General features: G+C 39.1%; 20 protein-coding genes. 10 read left to right on the top strand and 10 right to left on the bottom strand.

Going from position 1 to position 20,292, the window contains the following annotated elements:
* The first annotated feature begins 582 nt into the window (after positions 1-582).
* Positions 583-1,614, top strand: a complete 1,032-nt coding sequence (locus FCR06_RS26370; protein ID WP_138505038.1) for a 1-acyl-sn-glycerol-3-phosphate acyltransferase — start codon at positions 583-585, stop codon at positions 1,612-1,614.
* 407 nt (positions 1,615-2,021) lie between these two features.
* Positions 2,022-3,233, top strand: a complete 1,212-nt coding sequence (locus tag FCR06_RS26365) for a glycosyltransferase family 4 protein (protein WP_138505036.1) — start codon at positions 2,022-2,024, stop codon at positions 3,231-3,233.
* Positions 3,234-3,494: 261 nt separating this feature from the next.
* Here FCR06_RS26365 and thiS read toward each other — a convergent pair whose 3' ends face one another.
* Together thiS and FCR06_RS26355 are read right to left on the bottom strand one after the other, a co-directional pair.
* A complete protein-coding gene (gene thiS / locus FCR06_RS26360; RefSeq protein WP_138505034.1) occupies positions 3,495-3,707 on the bottom strand; it encodes a sulfur carrier protein ThiS in 213 nt (70 codons plus the stop codon).
* A gap of 70 nt (positions 3,708-3,777) precedes the next feature.
* Complete coding sequence (locus FCR06_RS26355; RefSeq protein WP_138505032.1) at positions 3,778-4,893, bottom strand: thiamine phosphate synthase; 1,116 nt, start codon at positions 4,891-4,893, stop codon at positions 3,778-3,780.
* A gap of 111 nt (positions 4,894-5,004) precedes the next feature.
* Between FCR06_RS26355 and FCR06_RS33030 the strand changes: the two genes are divergently transcribed.
* Together FCR06_RS33030 and FCR06_RS26350 are read left to right on the top strand one after the other, a co-directional pair.
* Positions 5,005-5,163, top strand: a complete 159-nt coding sequence (locus tag FCR06_RS33030) for a hypothetical protein (protein WP_189523588.1) — start codon at positions 5,005-5,007, stop codon at positions 5,161-5,163.
* Positions 5,164-5,616: 453 nt separating this feature from the next.
* Positions 5,617-7,536 carry a DUF1565 domain-containing protein gene (locus tag FCR06_RS26350; protein WP_138505030.1) on the top strand — a complete coding sequence of 640 codons (1,920 nt, stop codon included), beginning with the start codon at positions 5,617-5,619 and terminating at the stop codon, positions 7,534-7,536.
* A gap of 164 nt (positions 7,537-7,700) precedes the next feature.
* Here FCR06_RS26350 and FCR06_RS26345 read toward each other — a convergent pair whose 3' ends face one another.
* Positions 7,701-8,723: a TetR/AcrR family transcriptional regulator C-terminal domain-containing protein gene (locus FCR06_RS26345; protein ID WP_223280301.1), complete on the bottom strand. Its 1,023-nt coding sequence runs from the start codon at positions 8,721-8,723 to the stop codon at positions 7,701-7,703.
* A 97-nt stretch (positions 8,724-8,820) separates the two neighbouring features.
* On the opposite strand from FCR06_RS26345, the gene FCR06_RS26340 reads away from it, so the two are divergent.
* The 3 genes from FCR06_RS26340 to dusB all read left to right on the top strand — a co-directional run bounded on the left by FCR06_RS26340 (position 8,821) and on the right by dusB (position 11,797).
* Complete coding sequence (locus FCR06_RS26340; RefSeq protein WP_138505028.1) at positions 8,821-9,690, top strand: acyl-CoA desaturase; 870 nt, start codon at positions 8,821-8,823, stop codon at positions 9,688-9,690.
* 116 nt (positions 9,691-9,806) lie between these two features.
* Positions 9,807-10,628 carry an Rpn family recombination-promoting nuclease/putative transposase gene (locus FCR06_RS26335; RefSeq protein WP_138505026.1) on the top strand — a complete coding sequence of 274 codons (822 nt, stop codon included), beginning with the start codon at positions 9,807-9,809 and terminating at the stop codon, positions 10,626-10,628.
* Between the two features lie 116 nt (positions 10,629-10,744).
* Entirely contained in the window at positions 10,745-11,797 is a 1,053-nt protein-coding gene (gene dusB, locus FCR06_RS26330; protein WP_138505024.1) for a tRNA dihydrouridine synthase DusB, read from the top strand.
* Here dusB and FCR06_RS26325 read toward each other — a convergent pair.
* Together FCR06_RS26325 and ald are read right to left on the bottom strand one after the other, a co-directional pair.
* Positions 11,794-11,973, bottom strand: coding sequence for a hypothetical protein (locus tag FCR06_RS26325; protein ID WP_138505022.1), 180 nt, complete (start codon positions 11,971-11,973; stop codon positions 11,794-11,796). The two genes, dusB and FCR06_RS26325, sit on opposite strands and share 4 nt — an antisense overlap.
* A 220-nt stretch (positions 11,974-12,193) precedes the next feature.
* Complete coding sequence (ald, locus tag FCR06_RS26320; RefSeq protein WP_138505020.1) at positions 12,194-13,285, bottom strand: alanine dehydrogenase; 1,092 nt, start codon at positions 13,283-13,285, stop codon at positions 12,194-12,196.
* Positions 13,286-13,787: 502 nt separating this feature from the next.
* Here ald and FCR06_RS26315 point away from each other — a divergent pair.
* The 3 genes from FCR06_RS26315 to FCR06_RS26305 all read left to right on the top strand — a co-directional run bounded on the left by FCR06_RS26315 (position 13,788) and on the right by FCR06_RS26305 (position 15,821).
* Positions 13,788-13,958: a chlorophyll a/b-binding protein gene (locus FCR06_RS26315; protein WP_138505018.1), complete on the top strand. Its 171-nt coding sequence runs from the start codon at positions 13,788-13,790 to the stop codon at positions 13,956-13,958.
* Between the two features lie 368 nt (positions 13,959-14,326).
* Positions 14,327-14,620, top strand: coding sequence for a hypothetical protein (locus FCR06_RS26310; protein ID WP_138505016.1), 294 nt, complete (start codon positions 14,327-14,329; stop codon positions 14,618-14,620).
* 136 nt (positions 14,621-14,756) lie between these two features.
* A complete protein-coding gene (locus tag FCR06_RS26305) occupies positions 14,757-15,821 on the top strand; it encodes a WD40 repeat domain-containing protein (RefSeq protein WP_223280300.1) in 1,065 nt (354 codons plus the stop codon).
* A 3-nt stretch (positions 15,822-15,824) separates the two neighbouring features.
* On the opposite strand, the gene FCR06_RS26300 is transcribed toward FCR06_RS26305, so the two are convergent.
* The 5 genes from FCR06_RS26300 to FCR06_RS26280 all read right to left on the bottom strand — a co-directional run bounded on the left by FCR06_RS26300 (position 15,825) and on the right by FCR06_RS26280 (position 20,023).
* The gene (locus tag FCR06_RS26300; RefSeq protein ID WP_138505014.1) at positions 15,825-16,232 is read right to left on the bottom strand and encodes a hypothetical protein; all 408 of its coding nucleotides are present in this window, start codon (positions 16,230-16,232) and stop codon (positions 15,825-15,827) included.
* 79 nt (positions 16,233-16,311) lie between these two features.
* Positions 16,312-16,722, bottom strand: coding sequence for a hypothetical protein (locus FCR06_RS26295; protein ID WP_138505012.1), 411 nt, complete (start codon positions 16,720-16,722; stop codon positions 16,312-16,314).
* A gap of 46 nt (positions 16,723-16,768) precedes the next feature.
* Entirely contained in the window at positions 16,769-17,839 is a 1,071-nt protein-coding gene (locus FCR06_RS26290) for a hypothetical protein (RefSeq protein ID WP_138505010.1), read from the bottom strand.
* Between the two features lie 83 nt (positions 17,840-17,922).
* Positions 17,923-18,291, bottom strand: coding sequence for a CHAP domain-containing protein (locus FCR06_RS26285; RefSeq protein WP_138505008.1), 369 nt, complete (start codon positions 18,289-18,291; stop codon positions 17,923-17,925).
* A 652-nt stretch (positions 18,292-18,943) separates the two neighbouring features.
* Complete coding sequence (locus tag FCR06_RS26280; protein WP_138505006.1) at positions 18,944-20,023, bottom strand: PstS family phosphate ABC transporter substrate-binding protein; 1,080 nt, start codon at positions 20,021-20,023, stop codon at positions 18,944-18,946.
* Positions 20,024-20,292: the final 269 nt, after the last annotated feature.

Here is a 20,292-nt window from a genome sequence, read left to right as displayed (position 1 = left end):
CACGTATTGGGTCTGCAATTTTCAGTAGCTTTCCTAGTTCCATAGTCAGCAGAGTAAGACAAATGTCATGCTATTTGTCTCCAGCTTAAGGAAGAAGTTCAACAATCATTAGTTATTCTGCATTCACAGATGATTCCATCTTTTGGTTAAAGCCGAATACTTCTTATTAGTCTTTATTATGTACTGTATAAGGTATGAATGCAGCGATTCTGTTACCAGACAGATTATTATAATTACTCAAAATAAACATGACAAAAAAGTTGCAAATACATTTAATAAATCAAATTTTAGTTTTTTAGGTATGTGATGAATAATATACTTGGTAACTATTGAATAATTATAGAATTATATTATATAACGCTAAAAGTGCCTGGATAGTACTTAAAAGTGTTCTAGTTCATTCTTGATTGAATACTTTTTCAATCAAATCGCAAGTTATCAGGCTGAGATACACGACTTATTCAAGAAACCAAAAATCTAGATTTTGTAGTTAATTTTACTTCTAGGGTAAGATGCCAATGACGAATTTGTAAAGCTAGAATATATGGCTAAGTAAATTAGTGGCTAAATTGTATTACTATTTTGATTAATCAACACTCAGAAAATCTTCTTAATACTCAATTAGAAAAAGTACCAGCCCAAGGCTATAGATTTAGCTGGTTTGATTGGTTTTGTCTTTGGTATCCTCCAGGCTGGCTGATTTTATTCAACCGCCACTGGCAACACTATCATCAAGATCCAGATGGTTGGAATTGGCTAGAATATGGATTATTTTTAATTCCTGGCGGATTTTATCTAGCAATGCTGAGTCGTTGGTTGCGTTTGGGTTGTCGTTCACCCCGTCAAGAAGTTGGTGAATTCGATCCGAATTATCAACAAGCTTTTCGCCAAGAAATTCTCAGCCCCATTGTGAAATATTATTTTCAGGGAGAATTGCAACAAATCCAAAACTTGCCGCCAACAGGGCCATTAATAGTGGCGATGAATCACGCAGGAATGTGTTTTCCTTGGGACTTTTTGACTTTAGGTTATTTATTAGGTGAAGCCAGAGGGTGGAAAGTACAACCCATAGCAAGTCCAGTATTATTCGAGCATCCTTGGATCATTTGGTGGTTACCATCTAAATGGTCACAAGTTTTAGGTGGTGTACGAGCACAATTAAATGACTTTGAGACTGCGATCGCTGAAGGTAAAATTCTCTTATATGCACCCGAAGGAATACGGGGACCTGCGAAAGGTTGGAGAAAACGCTATCAACTGCAAAAGTTTGATGTCAGTTTTATACAACTGAGCGATCGCTATCATATTCCCGTTCTTCCAGTAGTTTGCATTGGTAGTGAATTTCTCCATCCTTGGACTGTTAATTTGACTAAATTGCAACGACTAGTTAAATTACCATTTTTGCCTTTATCACCATTAATGTTTGCCTTACTTGTGTTCCCTTCAATGGGAATTTGGGCAATGAAAACTCGTTTGCGTTATTTTATTGCACCTTTAGAATCAGCAGAATTAGACGCGCACTCACACAAAAGACGTACAGCAATTTATCAACAAGCACAAAAATTGCAACAAAAACTACAACTTAAAATTAATCAGTTTTTAGGTAATTTTTAATACTGTAAATAACTTTGTATTAATAGCTGCTTAAAATCAGCCTATCTCACTATTTTTAAAATCAGACATATTTTGGCATTTTGGCACAAGATTCGAGATGATTTCAAGTATTATGTTAAATATAGTTAAATTTAATACTTTTCACAAAATTTGGTCATCGGACAATTTAGCTGTAAATGCTAGCTTCATATCTATTGCTTCTCATTTACACAAATTCTCAAGTATTGATAAATTTCTCAGCAAAAATCAAATATACACAACCGAAAAACAATCTGACTGGCTAATATTATAAAATCAGTTTAAAATTTATTTACTCCATTCTTTGTCAAACAATTATTATGACCTGAAAAGTCATTTTAATTAGTAAATAATAAAAAAAAATTAAAAATATAGTTTTCAACTCGATTATGGAACATATTTCTCAACTCACAGCCAAAATTAGAGACGAAACTGCATATCCAGATATTCTCGTTATATCCCGAATCTTCCTACCCAAAAAAGCTGTAATTGGAGAATACATGTACAATCGTTGTCTCCAAGATCCAGAACGAGTTATTGTCCTGGCGGCTGGGTGTTCAGGAGACAAAGTATTTGACGAACGTCAACAGTTTCCTATATATCGCTGGAGTTATCCTAAATACTTGTTTAGTGGCTATTTGGGAAGTGTTCTCAAACCTTTAGTGAATATTGTCTGTTCGTTTGTGCTAGCAATTAAGCTTTATTTTCGCTATCACTATCGTTACATTGAGTGGGGTCACGGGTATGACTTTCCTTCACTGTTGCTATTAAGCTATCTTTTACCGATTCGCTTTTTTATCTATGTGCATGGGAACGATCTATTGAGTCCATTACATAACCCGGTGTGGCGATCGCTATTTAAATTAACACTTCATAGAGCGGAAGGCATTGTTTGTAACAGTTCTTATACACAAAACTATCTCAGAACTGCTTTACGATTAGACACCCCAACCCATGTTATCAACCCAGTAATTAGACCAGAAAAATTTGCCAATGCAACGTCAAATAGCCTAGATGATTTACGTGTGCGCCTGCGTCAAAGCTATAACATTTCTGAAACAGCAATCGTTATTCTCTCAGTAGGAAGGCTAGTAAAACATAAGAGTTTTGACCGCGTGATTGATAACATTCCACTATTGCTAACTTTTGGGGTGGATGTCCACTACATACTTTGCGGTCAAGGGGTTTGTGAGTTGGAACTGAAATCTCTGGCGCATCGCTTGCGGGTAGATAGACGGGTACACTTTGCAGGACATGTACCAGAGAACGAATTACCAGGTTATTATGCAGCCTGTGATATATTTGCTATGCTGAGTTTGTTAGAAACTAAATCTCAGAATCTAGAAGGTTTTGGCATCGTTTATTTAGAAGCTAGTTACTTCGGGAAACCTGTAATCGCCCCTCGTTCAGGCAGTGTTTTAGATACAGTTAAACACGAGGAAAATGGTATACTCGTGAATCCAAATTCTGGTTATGAGGTTTTTCAAGCTTTTAATCGGTTGTCCAAAGATCAACAGCTACGGGAACAGCTTGGGCGTAAAGGTAAAGAATTAGCCAACCGGAGAACCCTTCATCGTTCGCTGTACAAATCAGAAGCATAAAAACACAATTTTTTCAGATGAACATTCAGTAGGGGCGTACAGTTAGTTGTACGCCCCTACAAACATTCAAATATTGGCAAAATTTTAGTTGACAGAGAAAAGTTGAAATAAAGTCTGAAGGCTAAAGTCTAATTTAATAGATTAGATGATAAGGAAACTATTGGCAACAACCCTTGATATCTATAAAACAGAAGATGCACCCACCCGCATTGAGATTACATGACGCAGCCTTAAGGATCTAGGCTTACTGGCTGAAATTAATTAACCACCACCAACAATGGTGACCACTTCTAAGCGATCGCCTGGTTGCACTGTTGTTTGTTCCCAAAACTGGCGATGTAAAATTTCGCCGTTGTACTCCACGGCTACTAAACGGGGATTGAAACCCAACTTTTGGAGTAAATCGGGTAAAGGAGTTTGAGATGAACAGCTACGGGTTTCACCATTTATCTGAAGCGTAATCTCATTAGACATAAATCTGGGGGCTAGGGATTAGGGACTGGGGACTGGGAGACAAGCAGAATGACAGATGACAAATGATTTTTTAAAGTTCTGGTTTAATGCGATTAAGTTGAGAAAGTAAATATTGTGTTACTAAGGTGGGTTGTTCAGCTTGCATGAGCGATCGCACTACTGCTACACGTTTAGCTCCTGCATCGATTACATCATTAATATTATTTGCATCTATTCCCCCAATGGCAAACCAGGGAATTGAGCAATTTTTGGCAGCATAACTGACATATTCTAAGCCTGCTGCTGCCTTACCTACTTTCGTAGGAGTTTCATAAACCGGTCCCACGCCGATGTAATCTACTCCTTCAGCAATTGCTCGTTGCATTTCTTCTTGGTTTGTGGTGGAAAGACCTACTAAACGCTGGGAACCGAGTAATTGCCGAGCAACGGTGATGGACATATCTTGTTGTCCTAGATGCACTCCATCTGCATCCACTGCTAAAGCTAAATCTACGCGATCATTAACAATAAACAAAGCGCCGTAAATATGGCATAATTGCCGCAGTTTTCTCGCTTGTTCTAGACGCAAAGAATCATCAGCGGTTTTCTCGCGGTACTGTACGAGGGTTAATCCGCCTTTGAGTGCAGCTTCCACAGTATTTAATATACTTTCACTAGGGGAAGTAACAAGATACAAACCCGATCGCCATAACAATTGATGACGCTGATGACCCATTAAATTACTTTCTAGGGTATACACCTGATAGCGCATCTGCTTACAAGCTTTAGCCATAGTTGGGTGATAAAGTTTGCCGTATTCTTCTAGCACTCGCAATGCTTCTTCTATCCGACAAAAATTAGCCTGCAATACTGATTTTATACTAGCTCGTTCTTCCTCCTGAGGATGGCTTAACTCAGTCCCCGGATCGCTTAGTGTATCTCGCGCCGCCCGTAATTCGGGGATATGCCACTTGGCTACCTCTTGTCGCAAGCGCTTACATTCAAGAGCCAACTGGGCATTATTCAGCCCAAATCGACACCATTCTTCAATAATTCGCAAGCCTTCACGAGCGCGGTCTAAATTGGCGTCTAAAATGCGGTAAACAACTTGCTGTATTTGCTCTTTTTGGCTGTATGGCTCGACCATTACAACAACCCCATTAGTGCTTTCATCGGAATGTGAATTATCATATGTCCTAATAACCATAAGTTAATTAATTTGCTTTTTTTGAGTAAATTTTGATTATATCTACGCAAAACAACGTAGAAATAAAGCTTATGTCAAATTATCCCACGTTCGTATAAGCAGCGATCGCTGATGAGGCCACAATTTAGCACTCTGGTTAGTCAAGTATTTTACGGTCAGCGATCGCAAAAAAGACTGATAAAAGCGGATACAACACAAAATCCGCAGTTGGCAAAAGCAATAGCATCAGCAAACAAAACAAAAGTTACACTATTTTTTATTTTGCAATAGTTTAGTAAATAAGCTTTTTGGCAATACATCTATGGGTTTTAAATTAGTCTGAGTTAGATGACATTTTAATTATTTAAATCGAATCAGGATTGCAATTCATTAGCCATAGCAAAAAATACATAAAAAAATTCCAATATTGCATAATTTTAGCTTGATTTACTAACTTTCAAAATTCCTCACTGCTTATCCCTATTCATTGGCTGGTTCTGCAACTCCAATTATCTTGGACTTTATAGTCATTTAATCCATCAAAAAAGCCAGAGAACAGACGAACACCAAAAGCAACAAAGTAGGAGGAAATCAAAAAATCAAACATGCTTAGTTCTCAGTTTTTTTTATTGATAGTTCTGTATTAAATATCGCCAATTGGTACAATATGTGAGTAATATTATCGGCATAATACTGTTTAAAAGTATAAAAATTTATTGATACGTCTGAGGAGTTGTGTTAAATATGATTCTAACTCGTGTGTTCTCTAAGTACCGTACAGTAGATGATATGCCCAAAAAATCAAGATTTATCAAATTAATAAAATTTTTAGTATTAAAAAATACAGTATTATCTTTTACTGTGTTTTTGGGGATCATAAGTATGGTGTTCTTAGCTACAAGCTTGGGTAGGGCGATCGCTCAGATGCCATCAACACTAAATTCTATATCTGTGAGTGAAAAAACGAATTCTCAGGTGAATGTGCTGTTTGTTAATCCGAATGTTGGAAATGACAGTGCAGGTAATGGGGGCGAATCTGCTCCTGTGAAAACGATTACCCAAGCGTTGCGATTAGCTAATGCCAATACTGTAATTATGCTTTCTCCAGGCACTTATAGCACCCAGACCGGAGAAGTATTCCCCTTAATACTCAAACCAGGTGTTTCCATTCAAGGTAACCCTAGCAATCAAGGCAAGGATATTATCATTCAGGGAGGCGATGATTATCTAAGTCGCAGTTTCGGCGGTCAAAATGTGACAATTGTTGGGGCAAACCAAGCAGTACTGACTGGGGTGACAGTGACAAACTCAAACCGCCGTGGTTATGGTTTGTGGATTGAATCTAGTAATCCGGTAGTTGGGGAAAATACTTTTATTGGTAATACCCAAGACGGAATTTCCGTCAGTGGAAACGCTGCACCCACCATTAGCAAAAATTACTTCTCCAGCAATGGCGCTAATGGGATTACAATTGCTGGTAACTCCCGTCCTCAAGTCAAGGAAAATGTCTTTCACGAAACAGGCTTTGGGATTAATATTGCCCAAAATGCCGCCCCTGTAATTATAAGCAATCAAATTCAGAACAATAGAGCCGGAATTGTCGTGCAAGCAAATGCTCACCCAATTTTACGGAATAATATTATTCAAGATAGTAAAGAAGATGGTTTAGTAGCGATCGCTCAAGCAATGCCAGATTTAGGTAACGCATCCGAGCCTGGGGGTAATCAATTTCAAAATAATGCTCGCTACGACATTAACGCCAAGGCTGCTAAGCAAGTGATTTCTGCTGTTGGTAATAACCTGGTGAGCGCTCGCATCGCTGGTAATGTAGATCTTAATGGCACAACAGCACTAACAGCCGAAAATTCTCAACCCGCCCCTGTCCCGAATAAAGTGTTACAGCAGATACCAGCATCAGGAGAAATTTCTTTCTCGGCTCCTGGAGTTCCAGAAACTAGCAACACCCAAACCAGCAACAATATCTCAGCAAATAATCTTGTTCCTGCACAATTAAATAGTCAACTGCTGCCATTGCTACCAGCGAGTGTACCGCTTTCGCCACCAATATCTAATCAACCAGCTACCTCTACCACCGGATTTCCTACTCCTAGCAGTTTGTCAGGCACACAAATATCAACTAATACTCAAGTAGCAACTTCCACCCCAGCACAGCCGCCTCAGACAGCGCAGTTAAATTACGTGCAAATCGATCCCAACACAATTGAGTTTACTGCGCCTCAAGATTCATCTACTTCTGTAGCAAAGCCAGCAGTTTCCAGTACGAATAATCAAATACAGCAGTCATCACCAATACTAGAATCTGCTGTCCCAGGTAATGAAGCACTATTGCCAGTTCCGGATCGCAGTATCCCGATTGAGGATACTCCCAATCTGCCAAAAGTAGCAGTGGAGAATTCTTCAACTATGTCCTACAGAGGAAATTCTAGGACACAGTATGGTATACGTTATCGCGTAGTAGTCACATTAGTAACAGATAAAGATCAAGATTTAGTGCGAACCCTTGCTCCTGGTGCGTTTGCCACAGTCTGGCAAGGTCAAAAAGTGATGCAAGCAGGAGTATTTAGCAGTGAGTATAACGCTAAAGAAATGCTCAAAACACTTTCTAATAAAGGCTTAAGAGTGATTATGGAGCCGTTGAACTAATTCGTAATTCGTAAGGGATTACCAAGAAATAAAATATCCACTCTGGGGTAGGGCGGACGAGACGCTCATCCAACAAGAAAATTTGTATATTTTTTATTTGTCAGTCCCTAATTCAATTACGAATTACGAATTAGTAATTACGAATTATTTTAACTTCCCAGTCCCTATCCGGATTTATGATCTAAACGAGTCGCTTGCTCTAGAGCGGCTTTTTCTTTAGCTCGGCGCGCATACGGTTGTAGTTGGGCGCGATCGCAACCTGTGAAAATACTCAGGTTTTCTAAGCTAATTCCCCTGATTAACATTTCGACTCGCCAAGTTTGTTGTGCTTGGGCGATGGCTGGCGGTTGTCCTTGGGGAGTTAATAATCCCTGACTCCATACTAGCCAACGTGTCTCAAGCTCTGATTCCGAAATTGGTTTGCCTGTTTCATTGAGAAACATGGCTGTTTGACTATCTTTACGGCTTTTGAGCCATTTAATTAGAGGATTATTAGTATAAGAACCGTAGCGTTTACCCAAAATCCACTGATTTACAGGTACTTGCCGCACAGATCCGGGAATTGTGATTTGCAGGAAGTGCCCTTGAGGATCGTAGATTTGGTGCGATCGCTCTAAGCTAATTATTTCTGTGGTGGATAATCCAGCACCAAATAATACATAAGCTAAGGCATAATCTCGGACTCCGGATTTCTTGGCTTGCTGCAAAATTGCATGAACTAAATTAGCAGGCAAATCAGCTATTTCTGCGACCATCGCGCTTCCTTGTAAGGAGTTGCTTGCTGATTCCGCTGAGGATGACATAGCTCCGTGTAAGAATAACTCTACTAAATTTTCGAGAAAATCATCCCGATCTTCCCAAAGTTCATGAAATTCACTCGTAAATTCGATTACGGCATATCCTAAAATCATTCCATTGAGCAAACTGGCTAATTTCTCTGCGGGTAGATAGGTATTTAAGTGTCCTTGTTGGATTATAGTAGCTAAATACTGAGCCACATAACGGTTGGCCTCTGTTACTCCCCTACCTAAGGCGCGGCGATTTTCCGCTGGGAATTGGTCGGCTTCCCCAACTACAGAACGAACAAATTCTGGCACTCGTTCTAAAGCATGTAAGCTATCACTTGCATAATCTTTGCTTGACTCTATCCTACGGGTTCGCCAGTTGCTAATGGGGGAAACCCCCAAGATCCTACTGGTTCACTCTAACGAACTGGTCTACAGATTGGGTAAATCCCTTGGGAGAAAAGGCAAATCGCTGGATTGTCCATCAACAGGAATTTTTATGACCACAAATTTTGGAGCGCTCGGCAAAGGCATCATCCCTGAGAAGGAAAATTCACCGCAACTCAGTTGGACTAATGTAGTTTTTTTTACTACGTTTCATGTCTTAGCACTTCTGGCTCCTTGGTTTTTTTCTTGGTCAGCATTAGGTTTGCTTGTGTTTCTCCACTGGCTATTCGGTAGTATTGGGATTTGCCTGGGATATCATCGACTACTGAGCCATCGAAGTTTCCAAGTTCCTAAGTGGTTAGAGTATGCGATCGCCTTAATCGGAGCGCTGGCTTTGCAGGGGGGACCAATTTTTTGGGTGGGTGGACACCGCCAGCATCACGCCCATACCGAAGATATCGATCTAGACCCCTACTCTGCTCAGCGAGGATTTTGGTGGAGTCATATGCTATGGATTTTCTACCCGCGTCCAAAGTTTTTTGACTACGAAACCTATCAAAAGTATGCCCCAGATTTAGCAAGACAACCGTTCTATCGCTGGTTAGATCGTTACTTCTTACTGTTGCAAATTCCCTTCGGGCTACTGCTGTATGCCTTAGGAGGATGGTCTTTTGTCATCTATGGAATGTTTGTCAGATGCGTCTTGCTTTGGCACTCAACTTGGTTTGTGAACTCTGCATCACACTTGTGGGGTTATCGCACCTTTGATGCCAATGATGGCGCTCGTAATTTATGGTGGGTATCCCTGGTCACCTATGGAGAGGGATGGCACAACAACCATCATACTTATCCCCATATGGCCAAATCTGGCTTATCTTGGTGGGAAATTGATATTACTTGGTGGAGTATCCAAGTTTTGCAGACTTTAGGTTTAGCTAAAAAAGTTGTCTCCCATCCTCCTCAAAGTGCAACTCGTGGCTAAATTGCGATCGCCGTTTGTCATTGGTCATGAGTCATTTGTATTTGCAAAGGACAAATGACTCATGACATATTTCACAATAAAATTGCAACGAGGCAAATCTCAGCATTAGATCAAGCGTGAAAACTGATAGCATTTTTTATCGCCTTTTTCAAGAATTTCCTAGCATCTTTTTTGAATTAATTGGCAACTCGCCCCAAACCGCAGAAGGTTATAAATTTTCTTCAATTGAAATCAAACAAACTGCATTTCGCATAGATGGTGTTTTTCTGCCAACACAAGATGAAGAAAATCCAATCTACTTTGTAGAAGTCCAATTTCAAACGGATACAGAAATTTATTCACGGCTAATTTCAGAAATTTGTTTATACTTACGTCAAAATCAACCTAAAAATTCTTGGCGAGGAGTAGTTATCTATCCCAATCGCAGTTTAGATACAGCAGACATCAAGAATTACAGTGAATTTTTCACTAGCCAGCGCATAAGCCGTATTTATCTTAATGAATTAGGTGAAATTGCATCATTGCCAGTTGGGATTGCTACCATGAAATTAGTTGTCGATGATGAGGATACAGCAATTATATCCGCCAGACAGTTAATAGACAGAACCCAGCAAGAAATCAATATTGAACAACAGCGGCGGCAGTTATTAGAATTAATAGAGACAATTTTGGTTTACAAATTTCCAATCATGAGTCGAGAGGAGATTGAAGGGATGTTTGGGTTAAGTGATTTGAAACAAACCCGAGTCTATCAAGAAGGCAAGCAAGAAGGTAAGCAAGAAGGCAAGCAAGAAGGAGCGCGTGAAGAAAAGTTGAGAATGATTCCTTTGTTATTGAGATTGGGATTGAGTTTTGAAGAAACAGCCAAAGAGTTAGGTTTGAGTTTAGAAGAGGTGCTGCAAGAAAAGCAAAAACAGCCTCCAAGCCAAGATGCCTAAGCAAAATTAATGAGTAAACAAGAAATTGAGAGTATGTAATTAACAGTTTAAGTAAATAGTGTGAAATATCCTGACAATCTTTGGTTCAGACAATTTTTAATTTTTAATTTATTATTATGATTTTCCTATCTCCTACTCTTCAAGCTAGACTTTCCCAACCTTTAAAAATTGGCTCCTTAGAGATAAAAAGCCGGGTTCTGCAATCGCCTTTGTCTGGGGTAACAGATTTGGTATTTCGCCGCTTGGTGCGTCGCTATGCACCCGATTCGATGATGTATACCGAAATGGTGAATGCTACTGGGTTGCATTATGTTAAACAGTTGCCCAAAATTATGGAGGTAGACCCCAACGAACGCCCAATTAGCATTCAACTATTTGATTGTCGTCCAGATTTCCTGGCAGAAGCAGCAGTTAAGGCAGTTGCAGAAGGTGCTGATACTGTTGATATTAATATGGGTTGTCCGGTAAATAAAATTACTAAAAATGGTGGCGGTTCATCTCTGTTGCGGCAACCGGAAGTCGCACAAGCAATTGTGCGAGAAGTGGTGAAAGCTGTTGATGTACCTGTGACAGTGAAAACCCGTATTGGTTGGAATGACAAAGAAATTACGATTCTCGACTTTGCTAAGCGGATGGAAGACGCTGGAGCAAAAATGATTACAGTACACGGGCGCACCCGCGCTCAAGGATACAATGGCAATGCGCGTTGGGAATGGATTGCGCGTGTTAAGGAAATACTTTCTATTCCAGTAATTGCCAATGGAGATATTTTTTCGATTGAGGCAGCAGTGAAATGTTTAGAAGAAACTGGTGCTGATGGTGTGATGTGTTCCCGTGGGACTTTGGGTTATCCGTTTTTAGTCGGAGAAATTGATCGCTTCTTAAAAACTGGGGAAATATTACCGCCACCAACTCCAATTGAGCGCTTGGAATGTGCAAGAGATCATTTACAAGCCTTGTGGGAATATAAAGGCGATCGCGGTGTTCGTCAAGCCCGTAAGCACATGACTTGGTATGCTAAAGGTTTTGTCGGTGCTGCCGATTTGCGAGGACACTTAAGTGTAATTGAAACTGTAGATCGGGGTTTGGCAATGATTGACCAGGCAATTGCCAAATTGGCTAATGGTTATGAATTAGAAGAAGCCGAAGATAATTTGGTCATGATTTAACTTAATTCTTGATAGGAAGGTTTCAATCCCTTATAGGGAGTTTTGTTAATTGCAATCACTGGCACTTGAAAGGCTTGCTGTATTTGGTTTTCGAGGTGCAGTTGCGGGGATGACAGAATCATAATACAGAAAATAATATTGACACCAGATGCAAATCCCGGAAACTCACTCCCCATAAGGTGCGCGGATGGTTTAAAAGTTCTATAGTCCTCAAAACTTTGTACACATTGAGATGCAGCGATTTTTTACTTGTTTTGATTTTCTACAGCTACCCATCCGCGCATTTGGCAACAAATTAACCTAATTGCTGACAAATACCACCATTAAGATAAGCGATCACCTAGTACTTGCACACCTGAATACAAATTATTTATAGTAGATTACCCCGTATAACATTTAACTTACCAAATCAGAAAACACCTCTTGTACGGCAGGATGCACTAATTTATGATTGTATACATTCACTCCTTTTGCTAAGGCTGGGTTAACTTCTAAAGCCTTAATTCCTAAATTCGCTAACTGCACAACATAAGGTAATGTACTATTGTTGAGTGCTTGAGTTGCTGTCCAAGGTACTGCTCCTGGCATATTGGGAACGCCGTAATGTACCACGCCCTCTTCAATGTATACCGGATTTGTGTGCGATGTCGTATGTAAAGTTTCCACACAACCGCCTTGGTCAACAGCAACATCAACTATTACCGAGCCAGGGTGCATTAGTTTGACTAATTCGCGGGATACTAGTATTGGTGCCCTACGTCCCAGTACTAAAACTGCACCGATGAGCAAATCGGCTTGTTTGACCGCAGCTTCAATATGAGCGGAGTTGCTGTAAAGCAATTCAACTCTAGAGCCAAATAAGGTTTCTAAGTAAGATAACCGCTCGACACTCACATCTAAAATCTGGACGTTAGCACCTATCCCCACGGCAATTTTAGCTGCTTCGGTGCCGACAACGCCGCCACCGAGAATTACTACTTTACCTGGTTTGACTCCAGGTACACCACCCAAAAGCACACCTCTACCACCTTGCTGACGTTCTAGAAATCTCGCCCCAAATTGTACTGCAAGCCGACCGGCAATAACGCTCATGGGGGTGAGCAGAGGTAGTCTGTTAACGCCTGGTTGTTCTACAGTTTCGTAGGCGATCGCACAAGTGCCACAATCAATTAAATGCTCTGTTAATTTGCGATCGGCTGCTAAATGCAAATAAGTAAATAATATCTGTTCTTTCTGCAAAAAATTATACTCAGATACCAGCGGCTCTTTGACTTTTACAACCAATTGTTGATTCCAAGCTGCTTCTGCTGTATGGACAATCTCTGCTCCAGCGCTCTTGTAATCGTCATCTGTAAATCCAGCGCCATTACCTGCTTGCGTCTGGACAAAGATGCTGTGACCATTTTCCCGCAGCACCCGCACACTCGAAGGACTTAAACCTACGCGAAATTCTTGATCCTTATTTTCCTTGGGAACGCCGATTTCCATGTACCGCCTCTGATAATTTTTTGTTTAATAACTTTAGCCTGCCAATCTCAAGCTTGCTACTGAACCATTGGGATAGCTGTATTAAAAATAGCTATTCTCTGTCTTGAGCTTGTCAATTTAATCTGAGTAGCTGCAAACTCTTGCCCTTGACTATTGCCCCAGTATTTATACAATATATAAAGAATAATAACAATTTATTAAAAGAGTGGTTGCATAGCTCCCTTTTAGGAAGCTTTGGCTGAAGTTCAAGAAGTCATCTTGGCATTCAAGTACTGTAATCAGCTCTTTAGCTATCAAAAGAGGCTAATAGGTTAAGGAAAGAAACTAATCCCTTTAACTTTTGAGATCGAGTCTGGCTAATCGCTTATCATTAACATCTTTGGGCGTTTAAGCATCGCCCTTAATGGTAAGTCTTCAACTAAATCACGACATTACCCCTTGCCCAACCAATACCACAAAGTCTAATATCAAGTTCCGTCTGCCAAAAAGAGGTTTCTTAAAAATGACACAACCACAACCAACAGTCACACCTAAACTAGGCGAGCCTAAGTTTGGCTTTAACGAATATGCTGAACGGTTGAATGGTCGAGCTGCAATGATTGGCTTCGCTTTGATGCTGGTGATTGAGTACCTCACCAATCAAGGAGTGCTATCATGGCTGGGTCTGAAGTAGTGCCACGAACAAGCACATAAATTGTAAGCTAGTATTTAGAAGAGTTTCAACCAGCTGGAACAACCAGTTGGTTTTGACTTTAATAATTGATAGCCAAGTACCTTGCCCTCAAAACTTTAACTTAAATTTATTTGTAAATTGTTGCCGTAGAATGTAACCAACAGAGGAATAAAAATACCTATAAGCGCTCAAAATATCCGAAACTTGTAAATAGCAGATGTCAGAAGGTTAATAACTACACTTCCTCCCCTATTAAAGAAAGTCATAATTAAATTACTTTAGGCCTTAGATAAGAAAGGCAAAATATGGGTGAGGTATTCTTGGTCAATAATATCCACAAAAGGTGAACTGGAACCAATCAAGCTGTGATGAATGCTGTATTACCTCGTTTTTTGAAGTCAACCTACCGAAAAGAACCACTGATCGCTATATTGATTACGATGGGTCTGGTAGATGCCCTGATAGGCGGATTAGATGATAGCTGGTCGTTGTTCGCTTTTGGTTTGGGAACAGCAGGGATAGCGCTAGGCTTGAAGTTATGGCGTATCCAACAGCGTCGTCCCGTACTAGAGGAACCTATAGTACAACATTACTTACCCTCTCGTTCTTCTAGTCCGTCTTTACCAATGCTAAGCGTCTCCAAGAAAAAACCACCTGTTTAGGGAGTGCTGAGTTAAAGGTTAGGAGAGACGCGATTAACCCTTGTCCATACAAGATTTATGAGTGATAATTCATAACTCTGAAAAACTTGTTTGTATGTGTTTGTTTTTATAACTATTCAAAAGGTGAGGAAAAATAGTGAGGAGTGAGGGAAGAGGTGGGGGGAATTTTGGGCGTCCGTATATTATCCTGGCATTTATGGCAGCTGTTGCCCTTCCAGTAACTACTTGGGAAGGGTTTTATATTCATCAGGCTAATGCTGCAATTGAATTTACACCAAACTCAGATACCAATAACTTTAGGAATTTTCAACTACTTTACACCCTCATAGGACATACCGGAACGGTTAAATCTCTAGCCTTCACTCCAGATAGTAGAATTCTTGTCAGCGGAGGTGCGGAAAATGAGGGTGTAATTCGCCTTTGGAATGCAGCAAATGGCAAAAAGCTGGGAAATATTACCAAAGCACATCAAACCGCTATAGAATCTTTAGTAATTTCGCCAGATGGTCAAACCCTGGTTAGTTGTAGTGATGACGACACAATTAACCTCTGGAACTTGAAAAATTTTAAATTTAGCCGCTCTTTTGTAGGACATACCAGTAACGTACTATCTTTAGCGGTATCTCCTGATAGTAAAGTTTTAATTAGTGGAGCTTTAGATGGAATTCGCTTGTGGGATTTGCTACAGCAGCGCCCACTTGGTACTTTAGTACGCTTTAACAATCTGATTTATACGGTGGCTATTAGTCCTGATGGACAAACCTTAGCTAGTGGCGACAATAAAGGTGTGATTAAGCTGTGGAATTTAAGTACTGGTAAATTAATCAGTGAATCAGTAGCTCATACTAATACTGTTACTGCTGTCACTTTTACACCAGATGGACAAAAATTAGTTAGTGCTAGCCGCGATCGCACCATTAAAGTGTGGAATGTTAATAGTGGAGAATTATTCCGCACCCTTACAGGACATAATAACTGGGTAAATGCGATCGCCATTAACCCAGATGGACAAACTCTTGCTAGTGCTGGCAGAGATGGCATTAAATTGTGGAATATAACTACAGGTGAATTAATAACTACATTAACTGGACATACAGATTGGGTAAGTGCGATCGCTTTTAGTCCAAATGGGCGAATATTAGCTAGTGGTGGATTCGACCGACAAATCAAGATTTGGGGAATTCCAGTCAAACGTAAGTGATAATTATATAAGTTTTACTAAATCATCAATTAAAGCTGGAATTCCAGTGATCCCTTTACTTGGCAATAGTAAAATATTACCAAAAAAAACAATAAACTTGTTTAAAAAATCGACGGATTTCTGAAATGATTGAATATTATCAATAGCTTTTTTTAATTTGTTTTTCACAACGTCAATATTACTTTGAAATGCTGCCATTGATAAAACAATTCCGTCAAATATTTTAAGCGTTAAATCTTTAGCTTGTCTGCGAAGTGGTATTTCATATTGTTGGCCAATATTAAGATATTCATTTTTACTTATTACTCCATCTGCTAAGAGTTGGTTACGTCTTGCTAAAGACAAATTGACAATTTGATAAATTATTGTCCGACAACATTCAAAATCAGTAACATCAGGCTGAGATGTCATATTTTACTCCTTTGTAATAAATAGATAACAATCAGCAACTCAAAAAATCAATTGTTTAATTTATCTATTAGTTCACTTGTTAATAGTGATTGCAAATAGATGCAATATTATCAAGTATCTTGGAAGTATCTAGATATGTATCTTCAGTACTGATAAAATCATCAAAAAAATTCAATAATCTTCTAGATATTGCACTAAGTGTAGAAAAATCTTCACAATTGTCAATAACACTTTGAATTTTTTGAGTGACTATTCTAATTTCTTCTTGATAACTTGTTATTGAACTTAAAATCTCTTTATCAATTACAATCGCTATTTTGTCAGCAATTATGAATAGGGGTATTTCAATATCGTCAAACATTTGATTGAATTCTTCTTTGCTGACATTTGTTTTAAATAAAAGCTTTGCACTTGTTTGTTGTACAAAAAGAATAGTTTGTAAAACTAAGTTACGACTGATTATTAAGTTAGTACAATCTTGAATTGTCATTATTTCACTCCCTGAAAGAACTAGTATTTGGTATTTTGATGTTTGATTACTCAATTTTTTTAAGCAATGGTTTTATAACCTTCATATGTTTGGCGATAATTGCTTGAACTTTTTGCATTGTTTCTGGTTTAATTTCCTGATGTCCCTTGTCTACAGTTTTGGTTTGAGATGGCTGGAATAATTCTTGACAGTAGTTGTCAAATTTTTCACCTGTTAGGGGAATATCATCATCTTTAGCCAATTCTTGTTTGAGGGATGCGTGTAACGATGCTAAATTCCTCAAAATTGCACTATACATTTGAGCTTTTTGCTTGCGATCGCGTACTAAGTCCATCGCATTGTTGTACTTTTCCTCCAAGGCGATGAAATCTAAAGGATTTTTCTTCAAATCGTCTCCAAATAGAGCAATATATTCGCTAAAGTAAGTACGAATACTGATTTCTTCTTCAGCTAGCAGTCCATTAACGTAAACTTTGTTGGCGATCGCGATTAGTCCCCCTGGTTCGGGTTGTCCCGCAACTGCACCTTTACCCTTGATATAAGCTTGAATATCGCTATCTGTGCATAAAATCGCTTGCTTTAACTTGTTGCGGCGCATTTCCTTTGTAAATAAGTTAGTCAAAAATTTAGCGATCGCCACTCCAGCCTGTACCTCTTCTGGTTTAAACACAGCTTGTGGTGCTGCTGTCCGAGATGAGGAGAACTTAAGATTAGTCAGCGAATCACCAAGATTTTTGTAACTTTCATCAAAGGAAATAGGTTTTCCTTTCTCGCTTTCTCCTTTAGCAACAAGAACAAGAGCATTCATGTAATCAATCAAAATCTGATTTGCATCCCCCATTACCAAAGATATTTGCTGATAATTCTCATTACAGAATTTTTCTTCTGGTTGTCGCTCACTTAATATAGTAGGCGAACCTGGCGTTCCAAAGAATTTAGTTGCTCTAATGCATGAACCATACATATCTGTTGAGATATCTTTAGCCGCAACATCTAGGTTTTCAACTGCCTGATTAACATTCTCCAATGAAGGAATATCGCGTCCACAACTAGACATTAAAAGCCCAAGTGCTAACAATGTTAGAGTTTTATGAGATTTAGAATAATTCTGTTTCAATTAACAAGTTCCTTCGCCTGCGAATATAACTAACTTATCTGGATTAAGCTAAATAACTAAGTTAATCCAGATGCTTTGGTGTATTAAACGATTCTAATGAATCCGGCTACATCTACTATTTCTCTTGTAAAGTTGCCACTACGGTTTACCCTATTATCTTCAGATGTTTGAATAGTAGAACTTCCGAGAGTGTATCCTCTGACAATACCTATGTGATCGAGTTGTGAATTATTTCTTTGCCAATCAAAAACAGCTATATCTCCACGCTGAGGAACTATACTTCCTTTAAGATTCCAGTAAGCATTCTTTTTAGCCCAAAACATAACTCTACTTTTGCCATCAAATACTTTGAGATATACTCGTTTGACTTTGCACTCAATTAATCTGTTTAAATAATTACCACTTAATGCTGGAAGATTCCAAATCCAGACTCCATGAGGATATTCAGCCATATTTACCTTTTTTATGTAATTACGTTATAAATCTTGGATTATGCTTGATTTGCTAGCGATCGCCTGACTGCACTCGTTTAATTATTGTGCAGACTTCTTGCTAGAACTACTTATATAAATACTCTAGTGCCTAATATCAAGTTTGACGGTCGGAAAAGGTCGGAAAAAAGTCGGATATTGTTAGTGTATTTATAGACATTAAGCTTTTGTAGATGATAAAAACATATACAAATCTCTTTTCTTGAATCACTTAATGCCCGTTAATAACATCATTAGTCACTACAGTTGCGATTGACCCAAAAAATAAAACTGCGTAGGTTGGGAAGACCTTTTGTCCTTGCAGTGACTTCCCAACTTACATCAGTTTTAGTTTTTATTCTTAGGGATTTCCAGAGAATAAATTATCCCTCTTGTGGGGTGGGCAGGAAAGCCCGCCCTGAATATAGGACGGGTGAGGACACACATCCCACAAGAAAATTTGGGATATTTTTTATTTGTCAGTCCCTCAACTGAAGTGTATTGTTATCTGTGTGTAAATTTACAAGTTAAAAATAATATCATGTTCGGATAAATACTTGCGATTGCGCTAGCAATAACGTTTTATAAGTCCTCAACCGAACATAATATTATTCAACCAGCTAGTTATCTTAATCTACTTGCTAACACCACCGAAACCAGCCCGCTCAATTGCTTTTTGCCCCTCGCTAGTTAATAAAAGCTTGGCGTAAGCATCCCCAATTTGCTGTTCTTTACCTTTATTCTGCTTAATAATCACAAACAAGTCAGTTGTAATTGGATACCTACGATTTCTAATAGCCTCAGTATTTACTTGGTTGCGCTGATTTAGACAGTTCTCAGGTGAGACCGCAGATCCGCGGTAGGGGGAAATTAGCTCACCAGAATTGAGACGTAATGGCAAAGCCTTTACAGTACACTGAGGTACTACTGAACGGGCAGAAGCATAATAAACGCCACCAGGGGTTTTGCTGAGTTGGCGCACCGCTTCTGTAGTGGAGTAGACATACTGTACATCTGAGCTAAGCGCTTGCCCCTTTAAGTTATTACTGTTAGAGAATATTACTGTATCTGCGTTTTCTGCTCGTTGGGAGAAAGGTATGATGGGTAGGTTCGGCCCGCGTACTTGCTTCCAGTTAGTAATTTGCCCAGTATAAATCTGCTGCAATTGGTTAACAGTTAAACTCGGCACATTCAGTGATGGGTTAACCACCACTGCTATTCCATCAACACCTACCTGACGTTGCTCAAGGGTGAAGCCTCGTTCTTTTGCCATCGCTTGTTCTTCATTTGTGAACGGACGAGAAGATTGAGCAAAGTCGAGTTGTCCATCAAGCAACATCCGAATACCCGAGCTAGAACTAGGGCTATCCTTAATGCGGTCTACGTAGCGTAATTTTAATTCAGGGCGATCGCTCTGGATCTGAGAATCTACTAATTGTCGGATAGATGCCCATGCTGTACTACCACCGTAGTTAAATGAGCCGGTGGGCACATCTGGAATTGTTTCAAAAGTTGATGTTCCACTAAAAGGAGTCTTTAAACTTTGCTCAGTGTAAGAGTCAGCACCGTTGCCAGCTCTTAAGTTTGGCTTCAGTAACCACCAAAGCAATCCGCCAATAACTATAATTGTCAATACTTTACCAATAATCAAACCTTTAAGAAAGAGGCCAATTTCGCCGTTAATTAAAGCTCTTCTTTGATTTGTATTGTCCATATCTTTAACTTTTGTTTAGTAATAGTACTTATACTACAGTAATTTCTCGGTATTTCCTCTAGAAAAATCTCTTGATATTTGAGTTTTAAGTAAAGATTTTATCAATTAAGTGGAACGACGTGAAAAAATCAAACTATATCAAAGCAAACAAAATAGGTCAAAACCCTGTTCCATTCTGCCTTATGCCTTATTTTAAGAAGAAATATTCACACCAACCTACTTAGTTAACAACCAGTTTTCAAATTGCTAAGAAGAGGTTTGTAAAGTAT

This window comes from Nostoc sp. PA-18-2419 (assembly GCF_005869855.1).
Lineage (GTDB): Bacteria > Cyanobacteriota > Cyanobacteriia > Cyanobacteriales > Nostocaceae > Nostoc.
This window is presented reverse-complemented; position numbering and strand designations above follow the sequence as displayed.

Coding starts and splice junctions, on each gene's coding strand:
- FCR06_RS26325 (WP_138505022.1), bottom strand. CDS start 11,973: ATGGGGAGTGAGTTTCCGGGATTTGCATCTGGTGTCAATATTATTTTC.
- thiS (WP_138505034.1), bottom strand. CDS start 3,707: ATGTCTAATGAGATTACGCTTCAGATAAATGGTGAAACCCGTAGCTGT.
- FCR06_RS26350 (WP_138505030.1), top strand. CDS start 5,617: ATGATTCTAACTCGTGTGTTCTCTAAGTACCGTACAGTAGATGATATG.
- dusB (WP_138505024.1), top strand. CDS start 10,745: ATGATTTTCCTATCTCCTACTCTTCAAGCTAGACTTTCCCAACCTTTA.
- FCR06_RS26285 (WP_138505008.1), bottom strand. CDS start 18,291: ATGGCTGAATATCCTCATGGAGTCTGGATTTGGAATCTTCCAGCATTA.
- FCR06_RS26365 (WP_138505036.1), top strand. CDS start 2,022: ATGGAACATATTTCTCAACTCACAGCCAAAATTAGAGACGAAACTGCA.
- FCR06_RS33030 (WP_189523588.1), top strand. CDS start 5,005: ATGAGGCCACAATTTAGCACTCTGGTTAGTCAAGTATTTTACGGTCAG.
- FCR06_RS26295 (WP_138505012.1), bottom strand. CDS start 16,722: ATGACAATTCAAGATTGTACTAACTTAATAATCAGTCGTAACTTAGTT.
- ald (WP_138505020.1), bottom strand. CDS start 13,285: ATGGAAATCGGCGTTCCCAAGGAAAATAAGGATCAAGAATTTCGCGTA.
- FCR06_RS26280 (WP_138505006.1), bottom strand. CDS start 20,023: ATGGACAATACAAATCAAAGAAGAGCTTTAATTAACGGCGAAATTGGC.
- FCR06_RS26300 (WP_138505014.1), bottom strand. CDS start 16,232: ATGACATCTCAGCCTGATGTTACTGATTTTGAATGTTGTCGGACAATA.
- FCR06_RS26355 (WP_138505032.1), bottom strand. CDS start 4,893: ATGGTTATTAGGACATATGATAATTCACATTCCGATGAAAGCACTAAT.
- FCR06_RS26310 (WP_138505016.1), top strand. CDS start 14,327: ATGAATGCTGTATTACCTCGTTTTTTGAAGTCAACCTACCGAAAAGAA.
- FCR06_RS26315 (WP_138505018.1), top strand. CDS start 13,788: ATGACACAACCACAACCAACAGTCACACCTAAACTAGGCGAGCCTAAG.
- FCR06_RS26340 (WP_138505028.1), top strand. CDS start 8,821: ATGACCACAAATTTTGGAGCGCTCGGCAAAGGCATCATCCCTGAGAAG.